Source organism: Mucilaginibacter aquaedulcis, from assembly GCF_030409325.1.
Classification (GTDB): Bacteria; Bacteroidota; Bacteroidia; order Sphingobacteriales; family Sphingobacteriaceae; genus Mucilaginibacter; species Mucilaginibacter aquaedulcis.
In genome coordinates, this window is record NZ_JAUFPR010000002.1 from 1431053 (window position 1) to 1450811 (window position 19759).

Sequence of the window (19759 nt, forward strand, 5' to 3'; positions counted from 1 at the left end):
AACAGGTTCATTGATCGTAATTCAGATAAGCGGTTTTAATTGCTTCTAACCGGTTTGCCGCATTGGTAAACATATTTTTCACAAAATCCCTACTGCTATTGTGAATGGGCGTAACGTAAGAATGACCAAAATCTTTTTGTGTCGATATGTAGGGATATAATATCAGTTTATTGAAAGTTATATTGGATAATAAAATATCTGCTCTTACATTTTCATCAAATGGATGATTCAGTATTTTTTGAAAAAGGCTCTTATAGACGACAATAAATTGTGTGGAAAAACAGGGATTTACCCAATAGCTATTGGTGGTAACCGGTATCGCTAGTCCAAAATTTCCAGCGCCCCCAGACAAATAATCTATTCTTTGTTTATGGGCAGTAATAATGTTTTGCAGTAAGGCATTCTTAGTGTAGTCCATTGTGAACTCATGATCATCTTCGCAAATGATAATTACGTCATCGTCGTTCTCAACGGCCATCTCAATTACATTACGAATGCTTAGCCATAAGCCAACAGCACCTATTTCATGTTTGACCGCCGCGATAATTTTGACATCAAATTCTGATCTCCCTTCGAATTGCTGCTCGATGTGCCTTCTCCTATCCCTACTCTCCGGCAGATTAATAATATATGTGGGTATCGTTATATTCTCGAAAGTGTCATTATAAGGCATATCCACCATGCTTTTTTTGGAGCGTTCTCTTATGCTTTTTACTACCAGCGCACTTGCGGAACTTCTTTTAAATAAGTCTACTACGTGACCAGGTTCATTATTCTTATCGGTTACATCAGAATACCCAAATTCTTGTTGAACTGAAATAAAAGGATAAATAAAGAATTTATTATTTGTCAAAGTACCCATTTTGTAATCAGCAGCGTCGGTATCTTCAAATGTGGCTTCCAAAATGATTCTATAAAATTTTTTAAAAATTATTGTAAATTGGGCTCCCGAAAATTTTCTCACCCAAAATATTCCATCAGCAATATATAATGCGTCTTCAAACCAGCTTACACCGCCTGATAAAATATCTGCGTTTTTATCTATGGAATAAGCAATGCGCTCAAATAAAATATCTTTTGAGTAATCACTCGTAAACAGATGGTCATCTTCGCATATTAACACATATTCAAGCTCCTTTCTTTCTGCCTCCCGGATGATCTTTTTTATACTATTCCATAATCCGACCGCACCGATTTTGTGTTCGCAAGCCTCCACTATGTTTACAGCAAATTCTTCACGTGTTTTAAATTCGTTTAAGATATGCTCCTTTCTTTCAATCCTACTCCTTAGATTTATAATATAGGTATCAATAATTTTGTTCTTCATAGTTCAAATGGTATTGTAATTTGCATCGCATTGTTGCAGATCATATGCTTTGGTTTTTTACCGAAACATGTCCAAAAAACGAACAATTTTCCCCGATGTACTGCCTGCAATCCGCAAATACTTTAAGATAACTTTTCCAATTCCAATTGATTTCTAACCAATTCAAAATAATCCCCTTTAGCATCTACGAGAGACTCATGCTTTCCTTGCTCTACGATCTGACCCTTATGTAAAACAATAATATGATCTGCATTTTTTACAGTGCTCAGCCGGTGTGCGATGATTATTACCGTCTTTCCCCGAAAAAAGGTTTCCAGATTTTCCATGATTTGCTTTTCATTATTGGCATCCAGGCTACTTGTCGCTTCATCAAAAAATATAAACTCCGGATTTCTATATACTGCCCGCGCAACCAACATTCTTTGCTTTTGACCACCGCTTAAATGAATGCCTACTGAGCCTACTTTTGTATTATACCTCATGGGCAGACCGTAAATAAAATCGTGGATGCAAGCTACCTTCGCGGCGTGCATGACGCGTTCTGAATCTATGGTTAAATCAGCTAAGGCAATATTTTCCGCTATAGTTCCTGCAAAAATATGTCCGTCTTGTAGCACTGTCCCACACCTCTTTCTCCACGCTTCGCTATTTATGGATGAAAGCGCGCTATCATTAATGCGAATATTGCCTTTTGAGGGGTTGTAATAAGATAATAAAAGCTTTAATAAAGTTGTCTTTCCGCTCCCGCTAGCACCCACGATCGCAGTGACTTTATTTTTGGGGATCTCAAAGGAAATATCATGGAGTACGAAAGGATTAAAAGAACCCGGATATTTGAAGGTAACGTTTTCAACCGCAATTTTTTCTATCTCCGTGGGCACGGATATTCTGCTCGCATCATTTTCATCTTTTTCTAAGTAAACCTCGTTGATCCTTTTTTGGGCCATATCTGCATCCTGCGCATCTTTTAAATAGCTCACTAAACCCGTAATCGGGGAGGCTAATTGCCCCAATATATAGGAGATACTCAACAACGCCCCTATGGTAAGTTCTCCTTTAATAATCAAAAAAGCGCATAACGCGATGGCGATAAGTTCCTTCAACTTTGAAAGAAATGAAATGCCGGCATTCTGATACATATTGAGAAAAAGAGAACGCAGTTCTATTTCATTCAATTTTTCCTGAAGGGTTGTCAGTTTAGAAATAATCGTGTTCTGTGCATTATTTATTTTGATTTCGGGCATGTTCATGATGAACTCATATAAGCTGTTGCTATTCTCCGACTGCCGCAAAAAGAGAGAATATTCCAACGCTTTTCTGATTTTAAAGAAAAAGCTCACCCAGACAACTGAGATTATGCTTAATAAAAAAAAGATCAAAAATACATACTTATTGATATTGCCTAGAATAATACTGAAAGCGATGATATTGATAATGCTCAAGATAATATCTGATCCGCGCCAGGTTACAAAAGTTTGGATCTTGCCCTGGTCTCCCAACCGTTGTAAAGTTTCGGCGTTCATCCGGGTATCAAAGTAGGTTATAGGCAGCCTCATCAATTTGTTTAAAAAATTCTCCTTCAGAGAAACGCTAAGCTTGAAATTCACCTTGGTACGGATTAATGTACTGAAAGTCTGGGAAACAAAATTTCCCAGGAACAATGCCAGCTGGGCGAGCAATAGCACCCAGACAATGTGTAATGATTTGGTGCCGATGCCTTTGTCTATCGTTTGTTGAAAGACGATTGGGATTGCCCAGTTGGTAATTAATCCCAGTACCGTCAGGATAAATGAAAAAATATATTTCCATCTGTGCAGGCCGATGAACCGGAAGATAGATTGAATGAACTCTTCCTTGTAAAACCTTACAACAGGATCCGGCCTGAGGTCTGCTGTAAAACCTTGCTCAGGAGGATTGATGAGTATGGCGATTCCCTGTGTATTGGTTCCTAGCCAGCCTTTTGTCAAGGTATCCCTGTCCAGCCTGATTTTTCCATAACCCGGATCCGCTAGGTAATAGGTACAAACATCATCCTTAGACTTTACCACGTCGTATAAAACCACAAAATGATTTTGCTTCCAAAATAAGATCGACGGTAACGGAACGTCTTCTAATTCAGCCAATGTTGCCTTGATACCGACTGACTCAAATCCTAATTTTCGCGCTCCGTTTACAATATCCTGGACGGTCACGCCCGTTCTCGTGACTGAACAAACTCGCTTGATATCTTTGACAGAGTACTTTTTCTGGTGATATGAAGTAACCATTGCCAGGCAAGCCGGACCACAATCCGAACCCTCCAATTGATGAAAAAACTTCAGTTTATTTTTATGCCCCGACAATTTCATCAATTTTGGTTTTGACAATGCGCATTTTTTCATTCTCATCTCCATGATGAACACAATAATCCTGTCCGGACTCTATGTGTTCCATGGCGTGTTGAGAGCAACCGCCATTGCAAAGAGGCATGATTTTGCAGGTCAGGCATGGCTTGTTATTAAACTTCGCGTTCATTCTCCTTTCCAAGTAATCATTTTCCCAAAACAAGGTGCCTTTGTCGGTAAGGTATCCTGCTCTTTTTACCGTGGTAAAATCCCTGGCAGTACATTTAAAAATGTCGCCATTATAATTGATCACCGCGCTGTTCCGCTTGTCCGCATAGCAAGAGTTCTTAACATTATCCGGCGAATAAGTAGTTGTTACTGTTATCCCGGTTTCAGCGATCTTGTCAGCATTTTCGTTGACCACATGAAAAGTATTATCGATCTGGTCATTCTGCCATACCCTCTGGTAGTCAATCAACAAATGTTTCTCGATAATTTCACTTCCCAGTTCAACAAATTCCTGTGCGATCTGGTAAGTGCCCACTACGTTTTTATCCGTATAATTGATACGTATGCGTACAAAAAAGCCATTGGTAACCAATAGTTTTATATTCGCTATGATCTGGTCATAAGAGCCTTTGTTGGCACTCACAAACCTTACTAGATCGTGCTGTTCTTTATAGCCGTCTAAAGTGATCTGAAGACTGCATGAAATACCTTTATTCTTAAAATAACTGATGAATTCTTCATCAATTAAATATCCGTTTGTAGTAAAAGAGACACTAGGTTTTATTTGATGTAGCCTGCAAGCGTCAACATAAGCGTCAATAATGGGCGTCACTTCCTTCTTAAAGTAAAGCAATGGCTCACCTCCAAAAAACGAAAGCGGAAAATATCTCATCCCCGGTTTAGCGGCTGTTTTTTCAATAAACATGTTTATTTTACCTATCATTTCCGAGTTGAGGCGGGAGCTTTTAACATGCGTTTCATAGCAATACCAGCATTTGAAGTTGCAATTCATGCTGGGATTTACCGTTAACCAAAAACTATTCAAGTTTTCATCATAGCTTTTGCTAAGCTTTTTTACTTTATCTACTTCATCAACATCATTATCGACAAGAAATGATTGATCTTTCAGATATTGATAAAATGTTGGATGCACTTCGTGTAATTCATCTACACCCTCCACAACAGCCGCTTGCAAAAGGTCGTTAAGAACACCTTCCATGAAAATAACTTTTTGAGTAAAGGCGTTATATAGTGCGTATTTCTCCCCGTAGGGAAGAACAGCGTTAAATTGACTAAATTTCATAATTTTAATTTTTTGTATCTTGAAATATTGTTATTCAAGTAGTCATTGCAGAAAGGGAACAGGAGCTAAAGGACCGTTGACAAACCTCCCGCTTGTTCGTTTCTTCTTAGAACTACGTGTTCATCGGCATAGAAACACAGACAGTAACTTCTAGATAGTTACTGTCCATGCGATTAAGCTAATTACCGCATCCGGAAATGCAATTCCCCCCGGCACAATTGTTGGTGCACTTGTCATTGCTCGTGTTGCCGCTACCCCCACCAAACTGCATCAAAGCATCTCCAAAAAACGCATCCGAAAAACCACTTACTAATTTTCCTTCCGCGTCTTCCGAGAGTACTTCAAAATTGTCAAAGCTTAATTTTAACTTTTTCATTTTAAGTTAATTTAACTTCCCCCTACTCTGTTTAATATAGGCTTTTCGGGATCCGGCCTTTAGGGGCGATTCATTATTCGTCCTTTTTTTTCGCTCATTCATCATGGCTACCGGCCCTGGCTGACCTTGTCTTCAAGTTCCCAAAGCAGCGCATGAACCGTATAAAACCGAATGTATCGACCTATGCTCATTGATATCATGATCAATAGCCGATGTTTACGCTATCCGTCCTGTTATATGGATTGGATAATCAATATCGTTCATACGCATAGATAAGAGTAGCTTAGCGCCAAGGCAAACAGAGACAGTAACCAAGAGACAGTAACCAATTGATGGTTGCTGTCTCTGTTTGCCTTAAATTTAGCCACCGCAGCCAGCGATGCAATTTCCTCCGGCACAATTGTTGGTGCAGCCAGAATTGCTCGTGTTTCCGCTGCCCCCACCGAATTGCATCAAAGCATCCCCAAAAAAAAAGTATCGGAAAAACCGCTTATTAATTTTCCTTCCGAATCTGCTGAAAGAACTTCAAAATTGTCAAAGCTTAATTTTAACTTTTTCATTTAAGCTAATTAAGTTTCCCCTACTCTGTTGAATATAGGCTTTTCGGGATTTGGCCTTTTAGGGGCAATTCATACCTGCCCTTGGTCTTAAATTTTATTTGCAGCAGGTCGGCTTGGGGTCGATTTTTCTTCGCGTTTCTAAAGCTGCTTCTGAGGGTAATAAAAACCAGGCGTGTGTACACTTGATCATTCAGGTAACCTAAAAAACAGAGCCGGTAACTGCTATAGGGTTACTGGCTCTGCGTTTTAATTTAGCCGCCACATCCCGAAATGCAATTACCGCCGGCACAATTGTTGGTGCAGCTCACATTGTTATTGTTGCTGCCCCCGCCGAATTGCATTAAAGCGTCTCCAAAAAAAGCGTCGGAAAAACCACTTACTAATTTCCCCTCCGAGTTTTCTGAAAGAATTTCGAAATTGTCAAAGCTTAATTTTAACTTTTTCATTTTAGGTTACTTATATTTTCCCTACTCTGTTTAATGTAGGCTTTTCGGGATCTGGCCTTTAGGGGCATTTCATTACCTGCCCTTTGTCTTAACTCATCTTGGGCAGTGCCCGGGCATTTGTCAGCTTTGGATTCCGAGGCTCCAATGCTGCTTCCGGAGGTAATAGCGATAGCGCGCCTATATGCCTGTACCCGCTGTTTTCACCACTAGATGTTCGATCACCGGTATATCCGCACGGCCTACCCCACCCTATGTGGTTATTAATGTTATTTATGAAGAAAAGCAGAGACAATAATTTCTCATGGTCACTGCCTCTGCTTTTAACTGTAAGTTACCCGCCGCATCCAGAAACACAATTGCCACCATTACAGTTGTTGGTGCAACCCAGGGCATTATTGTTGTTTCCGCTGCCCCCCAGTTGCATCAAAGCATCTCCAAAAAACGCGTCGGAAAAACCGCTAACCAATTTTCCATCGGCGCTTTCTGTAAGAACTTCAAAATTGTCAAAGCTTAATTTTAACTTTTTCATTTTTAGTCAATTAAGTTTACCCTACTCTGTTTGATATAGGCTTTTCGGGATCCGGCCTTTAGGGGCGATTAATTACCTGCCCTTTGTCTTAACTCATTATTCGCGGTACCCCGGCTTTTGGTAGATTTTGTCTTCGCGTTCCCGAAGCTGCTTCGGAATGATAAAGAAATTGACCGTGAGTACGAGTTATACTTAATATAATTGCTACTGATGAACGCGTTAGGTGTTTGAAATTCTTTTATAACAGCGCTACCGGCATAGATATCATAGACATATAAGGATATGGAACTATATTTGCCAATTGCCTTTCTCAACCCAAAATCAAGATGTGAACTTGGATTGGTTCTTTTAACACTGATATCCTGATATGGGGTGCTGTAATTAAATGTTAGTGAACCGGTAAGGTTATGTTTCTGGGATAGGTAAAAGGAATTGTCAAAAGTCAGATGAAAGCTAACGTTTGTAATTGATTCAGGAAGAAGCGCGGTCTTGCTATGGTATAATGAATAATCCACGGAAGGCGTTAAATGGCTGTCCCATATTTTTTTAATTATGGTCTGGTTAAGGTTTATTGTAAAATCGTAGCTATCGGATGATCCATAATTGAGGTAAGTATTTTTCACCTGGTTCGTACCATCCTCTTCGACAGGAATAGTAAAATTGCCATAGTTATTGGCACCATGCGAGTAATCTATTATAAAATTATACTGGTTCTTTAAGGTATAGGTGAACTCCGCATTGTTATATATAATGGGTAATAAGAAGGGGTTATTTTGAGTAAAATAGTTGCTGGTAACATATGTCCTGCCCGGAAAAAGCAAAGCGATGTTGGGCCTGTTTATTTTTCGCGTAAAACTTATTCCGAATTGATCAGATTGATCGGGCGAGTAGCTTAAGGAAAAACTTGGAAACAGGTTTGAATAGGTCGTATCAAGGGACAGGCCTTTATTATTTTCCGATGTGCTGTAATGTGATCTTTCCAACCGAAGCCCCAAAGACGCACTCAGCCTTTTATTAAAATTGGTACTGAGTTTTGCAAACGCGGCAAAATAATTTTCCTTGTAGCTGAATGAGTTTGTTAATGAATCATTAATCACATAAGCACTGGTGGCGTAGTTTAAATTTCTATAGCTAAGATCATTGTGAACTGTCGTATTGCTGTATTGTATACCTGTACTTAAGGTTGTACTTTTATTAATGACGGGCTGGACGAATTCCAGCTTTTCAGACAGGTTAAAGAAATGTTGGGGCAAATGATTTTGGTAAGCGCCGTACTCATTCAGAAAATTGCCATCACTATCAAATTTATCAAAATAGCCAGTGTAATTATTGACCTGTTGATATTGATTATAATCTATATTGAAATCCAGGTACTTTTTTCCCAGTGTGTCAATCATTCTATGGTAATTGATATTACCAAAATTGTATATGTAGGTGTCGTGACCTTTGGTTGGTGATGTTTGCGCGGAGTCTGCAGGACCGGTATTTTTACTAAAATATTCGCCATGCGCAGCTGAATTTGAATTTCCGGTTACAGAAGAGAAGAAACCTTTGTAGCTCAGGAAATCTTTTTCGTCGATAGCATAATCGAAATTTAATCCACCGCCCAATACCAGGTAACGTCGGTAATTGCTATTGGTTATTTGTTCATTTTGCCCATTAACATAGCTAAAATCATTGTCTTTAGTATTATAATTATAACTATCATTTATAAACGGGATAAGCTGTACCGTTATTTTATTTTTATGGTAGGCCACGGAGCCGTTCAAGATCGATGTGTTATATTTCCCCTGCTGGCTCACTAAGGACAGGTTTTCATGCCAACCCTCATCCAGCTGCTTTTTGATATTAATATTGATAATGCCATTGGTACTGTTGGCATCATATTCACTCCCTGGATTTGTAATGATCTCCACGCTTTTAATATTTCCGGCAGGCAATGCTTTCAGCATCTCCACGATCATTTGCTTAGGCAGGCTGCTTTTCACATTATTGATATAGATAATCGGATCCTTTTTGTTCAGGATCGAGAACCTATCACCATTTCTGTCGTAATTAATTAAAGGTGTATGTTCCATCACCTCCAGGGCATTGCTGCCTTTTGATAATAAATTGGTTGGCGTGAAAATAAACCGGTCGTCTTTACGCACAAATGATGGCCGTTGCGCGAGTATCGTCACTTCTTTTAATTGTCTTAATGAGTCCTGTAAGCCAATATTAATCACCGTGTCTTTCACCAGTTTGAATGATAAGTAGACAGGCTCATAAGTCAAATAGGAGCCCTTGATGGTATACCTGCCGGGACTAACGTTAACTAATTCGTATCTTCCCGAACTATCCGTGCTCGTTGTAAACAATATCGCAGAATCTTTTTTGAGTTGCACGGTCGCGTATTTTAAAGACACTTTGGAGGGTGTCAATACTTTGCCCCGAATAGATGCCTGTCCAAATACGGAACCAATCATAAAAAGAAAGAAAATAACGAAGTAGTTTTTCATTGTATAAGTATATGCTGTAGGTCATCATGATACACGCGTAATTGCATGCCGGATAGTATCATGAGTGTTTCGTCGGTGGTTGATTTTTTTTAGAAAATTATATCAGCAAGTTTTATAATCGACAAATCGGCCATGCTCATCTGTAATTATGTCCGTTTTAAAGGGTCTGTTGGTATATCCTTCCAGACGGTGACAATAAGGATAGACTTTGATCTGTGTTCGCCAACCGGTGTACCAGCTGTCCAAACATTCCAAACTATTTCCGGGAATATTATATTGGGCGCCTTCGAACAATACTTTTTCAAAGCCACTGTTCAATGCATTAGGAAACATAATTCCATTATGAAAAATGATATCATCTTGTTCTCCCCTATATAACCATAAGTCTATAAATGGAAATTTATAAGGGAAACCTGTTATTTCTTCACCCTCCTCCAGCCAAAGTTTATAGTAGACAGTATTCGTATGGTTTTCGAATCCCTCCATCCATTTTAATCTGCCATCTTTAATAATCGCGTTCTCGAATTTTTCAAGATCATTTTCATCAATGCCTAAATCAACATCATCATCCCAGGGAAGTATCTGTCCATGCCGCACATATCCCAATAACGATCCGCCGTGCAGGATCAATCGCGCACCTGCTTCCGATGCCACCGAGGAAATGATATTTAACGCCTTACGAATCAGCTCTTTGTTGTGTTCCGACCACGCGTTATACCGAAGTAGAGTTTCCTTAATTTCCCTATTTCTTCCCTTGTGCACCAACGCTTTATCGAATTCAATTTGAAACCAAGCTGTTTGTTCATAATAGGTCTCTAAAGTATCGGTATGAGTCAGGGAAAGGATTTCATCATCCAGGGGTTGCTTTATCGCATTTATGCTCAGCAGCTTTTCAGCGCCGCTTCTGCTTAAAAAATAAACACTACTCCCCCAGTAGAAGTTCAAGAAATAAGGTTGCCCTTTTTTTATATCTTTTTCTTCAAGCTTATTAAAAGGAAAACTAATATCCCAGTCTTCTGCAAAGGATGATATTGAATTACTGATTTCAAACAGGTCTCCCAACAGTTTAACATTGTCTTCCATAACTAAACAATGCTCAGCGTTTGATTCGAGAAATTTAAGCCATGCCTGGCGATTGCTTAAAAATATCAGTATTTCCTCATTGGAGATATTGATGTTATACCTTTTTTTCATGTAATCGTAATCGATCAAATGCGAATCAAGACGCATATCAGCTGTTGATATTTCAATCATCGAACTTTGATCTTTACCATTTGCCAATGGATACGCTTCATTAAACTGCCCGGTTTTGATGATATAAATTTGCATGAAGAATATTAATATTAATAAGACCAGCAAAAGTCTATAATTTCTATATCATACATTTATTATTTAATATAGAGATTAGATGCAACGCTGATACGTTATCTGTTCAAGCGCCGAAGCTAGCCAATAATCATATATCATTAAACAGGGATAATATTAAGTTTAATTTATTATTATATTAAATAATAACTACTACTTCACAGCATATGACAGTATGTTATATATTGGCAATAATAATTATGCTTTAGCACTCCCCGCCTAATATATATATATGAAAACTATTTTACTTACCGGTGGAACCGGATTTTTGGGAAGAAGCCTTGCTTTAAAGTTAAAGGACGGCTATCGCATCATTCTAACCGGAAGGAACAATCTTTTAAATAACGCAGCTAAGTTAATGACCGGTTGCGAAGTCGTACCGATGGATATCACCCATATCGATGCGATAAGGGAGGTCTTTGAACTCTATAAACCAGATATCGTGATCCATGCGGCGGCTACAAAATATGTAGACCTTTCGGAACTGTTTCCGAATGAATGTATCGATATCAATATCCGGGGTTCGCAAAATGTCGTCCGGGCAGCAATTGATAAGCAGATCAAACTGGTTATTGGCATATCTACAGACAAAGCAAGTCCACCATCTACGGGGATGTACGCCAAATCAAAATCGATCATGGAGAAATTGTTTTTATTAATGGATGGCAAGGGCGCGACCAACTTCTTTTGTCTACGCTTTGGCAACATCGCCTGGTCAACCGGATCGGTATTTCCTATTTGGCGTCAAATGCTCGACGAAAAAGGCGTAATAGAAAGCACCGGCTCCCATATGAGAAGATTTATGTTCACGATCGATGAGGCATGTCAGATGGTCATTGACGCGATCGACAACGCTGGGATATTGCATGGCCGGATATTGGCAAAAAAGATGAAATATGCCTATATGCTGGATGTTTTAGAAGTATTCGCAGCCTTGAATCATGATGCCGTCTTCACAAAAACAGGCGCACGAACAGGCGAAAAAGTCGATGAAATTATGATAGGGGCTCCCGAGGTGGACTATACATCCGAGGAAACGATCAACGATAACCACTATTACCTAATTAATTATAACCAAAAGTCAACTAGTTGCATCAAAGATCAAGTCGATACCAATACCGCAGAAAGGCTGACCAGGGACGAGATTGAAAAGATAATTCTGCATGAAGCCAAAGGCATATTATGATAAATTACGCATTAATAATGGCAGGTGGAAGAGGTCTGCGCATGATGCCAATGACCACATCAATACCCAAACCGATGATTGAGATCGAAGGTGAAACGCTAATCAGCAAATCCCTGATTCAATTAAAGACGCGTATTCCGACAATAGGGATAACGGTTGGATACCAGGGTGCAGCCCTGGCAAAGCATGTCATTGAAGAAGGAGCATCCTTGGTCTTTAATACGGACGGACAGGGCAATTGCTGGTGGCTATTTAACACGTTAATGAAACATTTGGATGAACCAGTCTTAGTGCTTACCTGTGACAATATAGTCAGGTTAGATCTAGATTTTATTTTAACAGAATACTTAAGGCTCAATTCGCCTCCTTGTATGGTTATTCCGGTAAAACCGGTAAAAGGTATTGACGGGGATTACATCACTGGGGGAAATAATATTGTCGCCTCCTTAGGCCGGACGAACATTTCTCAACAATATTGCTCAGGCATTCAACTTTTAAACCCGGCGATCATCAATAGACTGGTAAGCAGGGTGGATGACTTCAATGAACTATGGGATTCTCTTATCCGATTAGAAAAACTATCTTATTCAAGCATTTATCCTTACAACTGGTATTCAGTAAATACGATCCGGCAATTTAATGAAGCCAACACTTGAATGACGGTCCGATTTCCGCCGTAGACCTGGTGTCAAAGATCAGATAAGCCCATATTAGCTTGGACTGCCTGATTACAAACTGAATACCAAATGTATTACTGCTCCTCATATCGATCCATTTTAATTTTACTTGATAATCATTGACGCAGGTCATGAATTTTATGCAAAAAAAGAGGGGTTAAAACCCATCAAAAGCAATCAAAATAAATGACTTAATTAATCGATTTATACTTAGTTAAATCTATCTCTATAAATAAATGTAAAACATTGAATTTACTCATGCAATTGCTCACATCTTCCTTGATACTGATTGGTGTTTTTTGGTGGGAATAAAAACAAAAAAAACCCGCAAATCTATATAATTTACGGGTTTTTACTCCATTTTGACTTGGCATCCGCCGGGATGATCCAAGCGTAACGGAACTCCATCAACTGTTTCGCGGAACGCATTGATCAACGTTTCCGGAATATCCAGCTTTGCTATTGGTTAAACAAAGTAAGATAAATCGATGCTTAGGACTTGAAAGAAAACTCTTTCTTCACCATTGTAAACCGGGCGGTTGTTTATAAACCAAATCCGTAAGCCACTCTCAATCCGAACATTCCAACAGAATGCCCTTGTTCGGATAAATTTTCATATCGCGCTCCAAAATCCCAATGCTTCGAAGCATAACCGAATCCTGGAGATAAGAGTAGATCTGCCGGGCCTCCACCGTCCTGAACTTCTAACCCAAGGCCGATTTCACCGGCAATGTAAAAATTTGGTATTACAAAGGCTTTTAGTCCTGCTTTTACAGGAATGATTTCCAGTGAATTTTCGATCGGCAGACCGGCACCCAATCCGTCCTGGATATATATGTCTTTTGTAAAAAAATGATAATAACCTGTAGTAAAAGTCAAAGCCAGATCTTTTGTTAAGCCATATTGCAACCTTGGAGTTACCCCCAAACCGAAATTAACAGCATTCTTCAAATCTCCCACAGGCACTAAGCCATCAGCGCCGATTCCCATACGAAATACTCCTTTTGAGATAGTTTGGGCGTTAACCTTTACGTTCAAACAAGTCATAGATAAAATAAAAATAACCGCTGCAGATAGTAATTTTAATGTAGATTTCATTCAGTGTTTTAGTATTAAGATAAGTTAATGTGATTTTATAGCAAGCTGGAAAAGAGGAATTAGTTAAATCAGGAGAAAGCGTTATCCAAAAACCCCATCCTTAAAGTATATAATAATACAGATGATTTTATTCGATTTGTGAAATATAAAGTGAAAAACATAGATACTGATAAGTTAGCTTAGTGTATATCATAATTATAATTTATAACGATATACTGATATTTAGACCTTATAATAGTTTAGATTAATTCAAATACAATATTAACACAAAGTTAATAAATAAAATTCTGTTTCACACGTATTTTTCGTGTTTAAGATAATTTTATAATCATCTTTGATAAATCATCTCTCATTTCTAATTGAACCTAACCTGGTAATGGAAATGACCAAGGATCCTAAATTTGAGCTGAGTCCACAATAAATTTCGTAAAAAAGAAGCACAATTATATGCCATGTACTCTGAAAACGTGTTTTTTTACGAAGCCATGCAAATTTCCACATATTATAAATTACTGGCGAAATGTATTTACTTACCTGATTTGGAGGCTATTGGTCTTCTGATTAGAGACAGTATGACTATCGGGCTGTCAAATATAACAACAGATGCTAAAAAGTTTTATAACGAAAAAATAACTATTAGTTAATTTTAAGATTCAAGTAATTGATATTTATCGCTGTGACTTTATCTTTTTGATGGAATTCTAATAAGCTATGTAATAAAAAACATAACTCCTTGTATTAAATAATTCTTTTTTCGAAATTCTATATTATTTTTGCCAAAATTGTTAACAGCGATATCCAGTGCGTTTATATGAAACGAGTAGAACCCCCATTTCATATTCTAAGCAGATAAAGTCATCAGATTAATGAAAATAAGTGTAATCGATAAAATAATTGTTGAATGTCTTTCGATCTTGAATATGGTAATTGTTTAATGTAAGTGTCACTTCTATATTAAAAACTTCAGGATCATTTCGGGTTTTTACCATCCAGTAGCCGGTTGATAAAATTATCATCGAGTCACTATTAAGCCATCCTTCTACCTAAACCTTTGACCTATATATGTACTATAAATTTTTGTTGGTGGTATCTGTTTGCTTGTTGACATCTTCCTTTCAGGTATTCGCACAAAACTTCATTAAGCTTACCGGTACTGTAGTGGATAGTGCATATGTTCCAATAAATGGCGCTAACGTGGTGCTATTAAACAAAAGTGATACGCTAAAAACACGGAGTGGTGTTGATGGAGCTTTCAGTTTTTCCTTTAAATTCTCAGCAGAAATCCGATTAAACGTCAGTTATGTTGGACTTAAAGAATTTAGCAGACTTATCAGTATTTCTGAACAAAGCGGAGACATCATTCTTGAACCCATTAAGCTAAATATTTTCGCAAAGGAACTTAAAGAGGTCCTGATTCGGTATAAGGTTAAACCTGTAGTTTATAAGATAGATACCACGGAGTACAATGTCTCGTCTTTTAGCGTTGACGATAGTGATGTTGTTCAGGAGCTATTAAAGAAACTACCTGGTTTGGAGCTGGACAAGGATGGAAATTTGACCGCAGAAGGAAAACCGGTTCAGAAACTTCGCATAGACGGCCAGGATTTTTTTACGGGGGACGTTCGTGAGTTTGTCAGGCAATTACCCGCCGGCATTTTTTCCAAAGTTCAAATTGTCAATGATTACGGGGAAGAGGCAGCCTTTTCCGGAATCAAAAAAGGTACAGCATCCAAGCAACTTAACCTGGTGACAAAACCCGGAATGAACAAGGGGATTTTTGGAAGTGTTACAGCTGATGCAGGTACAAACGAGCAATTTGGCGCAGGTGTAAGTGCCAATTATTGGAAGGGCCCCAAACAACTTTCTGCTACCGCTGATCTAAAAACATCATCCAGCACTGTCGGTACTAATGTTACGATTAGGGCTAATTTATATTATGCTGATCAGGCCGGGCCTCATTTGAAAATCGCGGGCGGTTACGGATTTACAGATGCCAAATCAGGTGCGCAAAATAATAGTTTTTCGGAAACCGTAAATTCAATGGGCGTAATCAGAAATGATATCCAAAATTCGTCCACGGGGAACAATGGCACAAATAATCTTAATTTCAGCTTGAGATACGATCCTGATAAGGCAACTTATTTAAAAATAAATTTCGTTCTGGACAGAAATATTTCCAAAGGCAGCTCTGCATCTCATTCAGTCCAAAGCGGGCTTATTAATCAGAGTCTGATCTCGAGCGACTTGAGTAACAACCGGGCCTTTACACAGAATATTGATGTAACCTTAGGTAGGCGGCTCGGGAAATCAGGAAGGGTAATCACCATGAGTTTTCAGGGGAGAAGCAACCAGGTCAATAACACTCAGCAGTTGTACAGGAATATCATTTATAATGACACTCTCGGAAACTTTTTGACGGATTCGATCTTGAATAATTTCATAACCAACAGGTCAAAGTCGTTTTCAACAAACCTGACTTTAAATTACAGTGAACCGCTATCAGAGAAAAGTACCTTGAACTTAAGTTATGAATTTTCATCAGTCAATCAAAATACTGGAATTTTAACGGAGGTAAATTTACCTCAGCGAAAATTGCTAAGGATTGATTCTCTCAGTCAAAGCTCTGACAATCTTTTTACCACTCAAAGAATCGATGCCAGTTATAATTTCAGGGCCAAAAAATTTAGTCTCAGTAATGGCTTGAGTTTACAAGAAAATTCACTTTCAGGGATCTATGGATCACGTGTTGACAAGATTAGCCAACGGAATTATAATTTTTCACCAACATCAAGCCTAAACTTTAACCCTACCTCGTCTTTTGGTTTGAATTTTACCTATTCCGGAAGTAGCCGTGCCCCCTCAGTCGATGAATTACGACCAGTACAGGATATCAGAAATCTGCAAAATCTGGTAATTGGAAATCCTAATTTAAAACCGGAGTTCAATCATATCCTTAACATAAATTTTCGATATTTCGGTGAAAAGTCGCACCAATATTTAAATGCCGGCTTATCAGCTTCGGTAATGCAAAACAAGATTGTTAACAATACCTTAATTGTTATGGACACTTTAAATGTACCAAAACAATTGACAAGCTTTGTGAATGCGAACGGTTCATACCGGTTGGGGGGGAATTATGGATATTCGATTCCTATGAAATTCAGTAAGCTAAGTTTATCAACCAGTATTTCCGGTAGTTTGGATGCGACCAGGCAAGTTATTTACACGGATAATACCAAAGCTTTCAACTACGGACATAATTTTTCGCAGACAATAAAGACAGTTGGCAAACTTGGTCGTACAAATACTGACATTAGGGTTACCTATTCCCGTTCCCTTAATAAATATCAAATTGGCCAGGGTCTTTTAAGTATTGTGCAAAGCTGGAGCTTTTCTCTGAACGAAAATCTGACATTATTCCCCCATAACTTTTTAATTACAGAAGTTAACAAAAGCCTAATTCGTGGCTATACCAATATCGAAGCCAACAATCCCTTGATAATTAACGCATCTATTAACCAACAATTCTTAGAACAACAACAACTTTCCCTGCGCCTGCAGGCTACCGATATTTTGAATCAAGCTAATAGAATAAGCCAAACGATGATTGGTAATAGTATAGTTAACAATAAGACAACCTATATAACCAGGTTTTTCACTTTGGGCATGAATTATAAGTTTAGTAAGTTCGCCCGTCATAAATAAACTGCCAGACTTTATTTAATTTCAACATTAGCTCTCCTTAAAAAATCTTTCAGTTACTTGACTTCATGCGACTCGTATTTATGTTACTTTTAATTAACGTAAGAACACCGTAATTCATTCGGATGCTTAATAAGCATAATCGTTTTTTGTCTTTTCGGGAGCCATGCTGCCTCGGATCGGTCCAAAAAATCAAGCCCCATAAGTTTCCTTTCGTTATCTGTTTTTTACTAAATGTCAATAAAAGACGAGGTATGTTTATTTGCCGAAAGAATATTTTAATATTTATTAGTAAGTTCCAATACCAAATATTATCTTCGCGACACCAACGAAATCATATCACAATTGAAACACTTATTTTTTGGCTCCGTAATAGCCTTACCAGAACCGTTCACCCAAATCACTTCAGCTTTGATTGTTAATTTTTATTCAGCAGATCGGCTATTAGATAGCAGAATATCGCCACATAGCATATATAGCAATTAAAGACACCTTATTTTAATAATCTGATTTACAAATAATTATATTAATTGTCGAAAATTATTCATGAAAGGAGGTCTGTTGTCCGGAGTATTGCGGGATCTACAAAATTGATCAAGCGTGAATGTCTTTTTTACAGCTGATGCAATAATCTGTTCTTATGAATATCGAATAAAAATATCAAATCACTTTACATACATAGTATTCAATCAGACGAATAATATGTATTGTTACTTATGCTATGTGGAATATATATTATAAATATATCCTTTTTATACATTACAACTTAAATCTTACTACTATGAAATCACTCTTATCCTTATTACTTCTAGCCGGTGGCTTGCTTTTTGGACAAACGCTTCAAGCTCAGGTGCAAACGATGAATCTTCAACCATGTGACCCATGCAGCCCTCCGGGTGGTGGCGGTTCCATAGCTTACGGGCATTTTTTTTGCGAATGCCAAGCCCGGTAACACTTATTCGGGTTTCCAGATCTTATTATTTCAAGGGAACAATGGTTCCCAGGATGTGATTTCCGGTGGAAGAATTTCCGGTGCGATTACTGCAGGTTGGGATCACAGATTCGATTCTAGCTTTTTTGACAAATTCATCCATGACTTTTTTTACAATGATAGCGATCAGCTTACAGCAGCTGATAATCTGCCACAAAATGATCAAGCCCGTTCATTGGAATTCAACGGAATGCTTGCTGGCCGTTCATTAATTTTTTTCGACAGTCCATCGGCGGAAACAGACGACGATTGGGTTGAAATACTTATCAAAAAGCCGATACCCGCAACTGACGTTTATCGGCTTGATACATTTGAACAATCGTATGAAGATGACTATGTTAAGGTCACCAGTCACTATCATAACGGTTTAGACGGAAAGGTTTCTTATCTGAGAACATATATGACTAACTAGTTTGCCTGAAACAATATAATCCGCACCGTAAAAACATTGATTTTCTCGGCTTAATTAGTCCGGCTTTTCCTAAGTCCCGTCTTCATTTCTCAAAAAATGTTTGAGGTGAACTGTGACGTTAAATATAATCCAGAACCTGAATAAACAATCTTACAATAACCATTTATCTAAATTAAAATGAAATCCATATCATTTTTATTCATTTCAATCTGCGCAATGTTTCTGAGTCTCTCTTCACATGCCCAAGTTCAGACGATGAATCTTCAACCATGTGACCCGTGCAGCCCTCCTGGCGGTGGTGGGCCGACTGCCTATGGGCACTTTATCCCGAACGGCGGAGATCATACGGGCAACGCAATCATTATGTATGAAGGCAATAATTGTACGCAGGATGAGGTGTTAAGACACGAACTGAATGCGGACAACATGGCTTTTAATATTAATTATAAAGACGCAAATTCTTATGGCAGCAGCATCTTTACTAAAATCGCCGTGAAATTTATTTTGATGGAAGGCCCGAATGACGAAGCCAGGTCAATGGCTTTGCAGGGAGTGACGGCAGGTCGTACTATTCAGCTTTATGATAGTCCGGATGGTAGCAAAAGCGATGATTGGGTGGAGATACTCATTAAGCAGGATATCCACAGTTTTGATCTATACGAGCTGGATACTTTTGAACAGTCATATGAAGATGCGTACGTAAAAGTTACCTACCACGCGCACAACGGCCTGGATGGGAAGGTATCTAATATAAATACATTCGTGACTAATTAGATTTTGGATCCTACTTATCCCCGTACCAGTAATTAACTTGGTGCGGGGATAATTGAATTTAATAGCATACCAAAGTATTCATCTGCGACCAGGTATAATGAAACATGATACTACGACCGTCTATCCGTTAAAATCTAATTTAACAGTCTTTTAAGTTCATTGATGAAATTTGCGGCACGAAG

The 19759-nt window shown here is 38.4% G+C and carries 14 protein-coding genes; 5 read left to right on the forward strand and 9 right to left on the reverse strand.

Annotated elements, in window-relative coordinates:
- Positions 1-7: 7 nt before the first annotated feature.
- The 8 genes from QWZ01_RS10355 to QWZ01_RS10390 form a co-directional block, all read right to left on the reverse strand.
- On the reverse strand, positions 8-1327 hold the full coding sequence (locus QWZ01_RS10355; protein WP_290323242.1) for a glycosyltransferase family 25 protein: 1320 nt from the start codon (positions 1325-1327) through the stop codon (positions 8-10).
- A gap of 122 nt (positions 1328-1449) precedes the next feature.
- The gene (locus QWZ01_RS10360) at positions 1450-3720 is read right to left on the reverse strand and encodes a peptidase domain-containing ABC transporter (RefSeq protein WP_290323243.1); all 2271 of its coding nucleotides are present in this window, start codon (positions 3718-3720) and stop codon (positions 1450-1452) included.
- A complete protein-coding gene (locus QWZ01_RS10365) occupies positions 3656-4963 on the reverse strand; it encodes a radical SAM/SPASM domain-containing protein (protein WP_290323244.1) in 1308 nt (435 codons plus the stop codon). The genes QWZ01_RS10360 and QWZ01_RS10365 overlap by 65 nt, the downstream gene beginning before the upstream one ends.
- Before the next feature lie 178 nt (positions 4964-5141).
- On the reverse strand, positions 5142-5339 hold the full coding sequence (locus QWZ01_RS10370; RefSeq protein ID WP_290323245.1) for a hypothetical protein: 198 nt from the start codon (positions 5337-5339) through the stop codon (positions 5142-5144).
- A gap of 811 nt (positions 5340-6150) precedes the next feature.
- Positions 6151-6345 (reverse strand): hypothetical protein, encoded by a 195-nt coding sequence (locus QWZ01_RS10375; protein WP_290323246.1) that lies wholly within the window; start codon positions 6343-6345, stop codon positions 6151-6153.
- 331 nt (positions 6346-6676) lie between these two features.
- Positions 6677-6874: a hypothetical protein gene (locus tag QWZ01_RS10380; protein WP_290323247.1), complete on the reverse strand. Its 198-nt coding sequence runs from the start codon at positions 6872-6874 to the stop codon at positions 6677-6679.
- Between the two features lie 68 nt (positions 6875-6942).
- A complete protein-coding gene (locus QWZ01_RS10385) occupies positions 6943-9372 on the reverse strand; it encodes an outer membrane beta-barrel family protein (RefSeq protein WP_290323248.1) in 2430 nt (809 codons plus the stop codon).
- A gap of 102 nt (positions 9373-9474) precedes the next feature.
- Complete coding sequence (locus QWZ01_RS10390; RefSeq protein ID WP_290323249.1) at positions 9475-10701, reverse strand: LicD family protein; 1227 nt, start codon at positions 10699-10701, stop codon at positions 9475-9477.
- Between the two features lie 268 nt (positions 10702-10969).
- On the opposite strand from QWZ01_RS10390, the gene QWZ01_RS10395 reads away from it, so the two are divergent.
- Together QWZ01_RS10395 and QWZ01_RS10400 are read left to right on the forward strand one after the other, a co-directional pair.
- Entirely contained in the window at positions 10970-11923 is a 954-nt protein-coding gene (locus tag QWZ01_RS10395) for a polysaccharide biosynthesis protein (RefSeq protein ID WP_290323250.1), read from the forward strand.
- A gap of 17 nt (positions 11924-11940) precedes the next feature.
- Entirely contained in the window at positions 11941-12579 is a 639-nt protein-coding gene (locus QWZ01_RS10400) for a nucleotidyltransferase family protein (protein ID WP_290323251.1), read from the forward strand.
- A gap of 564 nt (positions 12580-13143) precedes the next feature.
- Here the strand turns inward: QWZ01_RS10400 and QWZ01_RS10405 are convergent.
- Positions 13144-13698 carry a hypothetical protein gene (locus QWZ01_RS10405; protein ID WP_290323252.1) on the reverse strand — a complete coding sequence of 185 codons (555 nt, stop codon included), beginning with the start codon at positions 13696-13698 and terminating at the stop codon, positions 13144-13146.
- Between the two features lie 1062 nt (positions 13699-14760).
- On the opposite strand from QWZ01_RS10405, the gene QWZ01_RS10410 reads away from it, so the two are divergent.
- From QWZ01_RS10410 to QWZ01_RS10420, 3 genes are all read left to right on the forward strand, one after another.
- Positions 14761-17403 carry a TonB-dependent receptor gene (locus tag QWZ01_RS10410; protein WP_290323253.1) on the forward strand — a complete coding sequence of 881 codons (2643 nt, stop codon included), beginning with the start codon at positions 14761-14763 and terminating at the stop codon, positions 17401-17403.
- A gap of 1004 nt (positions 17404-18407) precedes the next feature.
- Entirely contained in the window at positions 18408-18803 is a 396-nt protein-coding gene (locus QWZ01_RS10415; RefSeq protein ID WP_290323254.1) for a hypothetical protein, read from the forward strand.
- A gap of 255 nt (positions 18804-19058) precedes the next feature.
- Positions 19059-19577: a hypothetical protein gene (locus QWZ01_RS10420; RefSeq protein ID WP_290323255.1), complete on the forward strand. Its 519-nt coding sequence runs from the start codon at positions 19059-19061 to the stop codon at positions 19575-19577.
- Positions 19578-19759: the final 182 nt, after the last annotated feature.

What these genes read in the sequence shown, in the direction of transcription:
- QWZ01_RS10355 (WP_290323242.1), bottom strand. Translation starts at nt 1,327, where the DNA reads ATGAAGAACAAAATTATTGATACCTATATTATAAATCTAAGGAGTAGG.
- QWZ01_RS10360 (WP_290323243.1), bottom strand. Translation starts at nt 3,720, where the DNA reads ATGGAGATGAGAATGAAAAAATGCGCATTGTCAAAACCAAAATTGATG.
- QWZ01_RS10365 (WP_290323244.1), bottom strand. Translation starts at nt 4,963, where the DNA reads ATGAAATTTAGTCAATTTAACGCTGTTCTTCCCTACGGGGAGAAATAC.
- QWZ01_RS10370 (WP_290323245.1), bottom strand. Translation starts at nt 5,339, where the DNA reads ATGAAAAAGTTAAAATTAAGCTTTGACAATTTTGAAGTACTCTCGGAA.
- QWZ01_RS10375 (WP_290323246.1), bottom strand. Translation starts at nt 6,345, where the DNA reads ATGAAAAAGTTAAAATTAAGCTTTGACAATTTCGAAATTCTTTCAGAA.
- QWZ01_RS10380 (WP_290323247.1), bottom strand. Translation starts at nt 6,874, where the DNA reads ATGAAAAAGTTAAAATTAAGCTTTGACAATTTTGAAGTTCTTACAGAA.
- QWZ01_RS10385 (WP_290323248.1), bottom strand. Translation starts at nt 9,372, where the DNA reads ATGAAAAACTACTTCGTTATTTTCTTTCTTTTTATGATTGGTTCCGTA.
- QWZ01_RS10390 (WP_290323249.1), bottom strand. Translation starts at nt 10,701, where the DNA reads ATGCAAATTTATATCATCAAAACCGGGCAGTTTAATGAAGCGTATCCA.
- QWZ01_RS10395 (WP_290323250.1), top strand. Translation starts at nt 10,970, where the DNA reads ATGAAAACTATTTTACTTACCGGTGGAACCGGATTTTTGGGAAGAAGC.
- QWZ01_RS10400 (WP_290323251.1), top strand. Translation starts at nt 11,941, where the DNA reads ATGGCAGGTGGAAGAGGTCTGCGCATGATGCCAATGACCACATCAATA.
- QWZ01_RS10405 (WP_290323252.1), bottom strand. Translation starts at nt 13,698, where the DNA reads ATGAAATCTACATTAAAATTACTATCTGCAGCGGTTATTTTTATTTTA.
- QWZ01_RS10410 (WP_290323253.1), top strand. Translation starts at nt 14,761, where the DNA reads ATGTACTATAAATTTTTGTTGGTGGTATCTGTTTGCTTGTTGACATCT.
- QWZ01_RS10420 (WP_290323255.1), top strand. Translation starts at nt 19,059, where the DNA reads ATGAATCTTCAACCATGTGACCCGTGCAGCCCTCCTGGCGGTGGTGGG.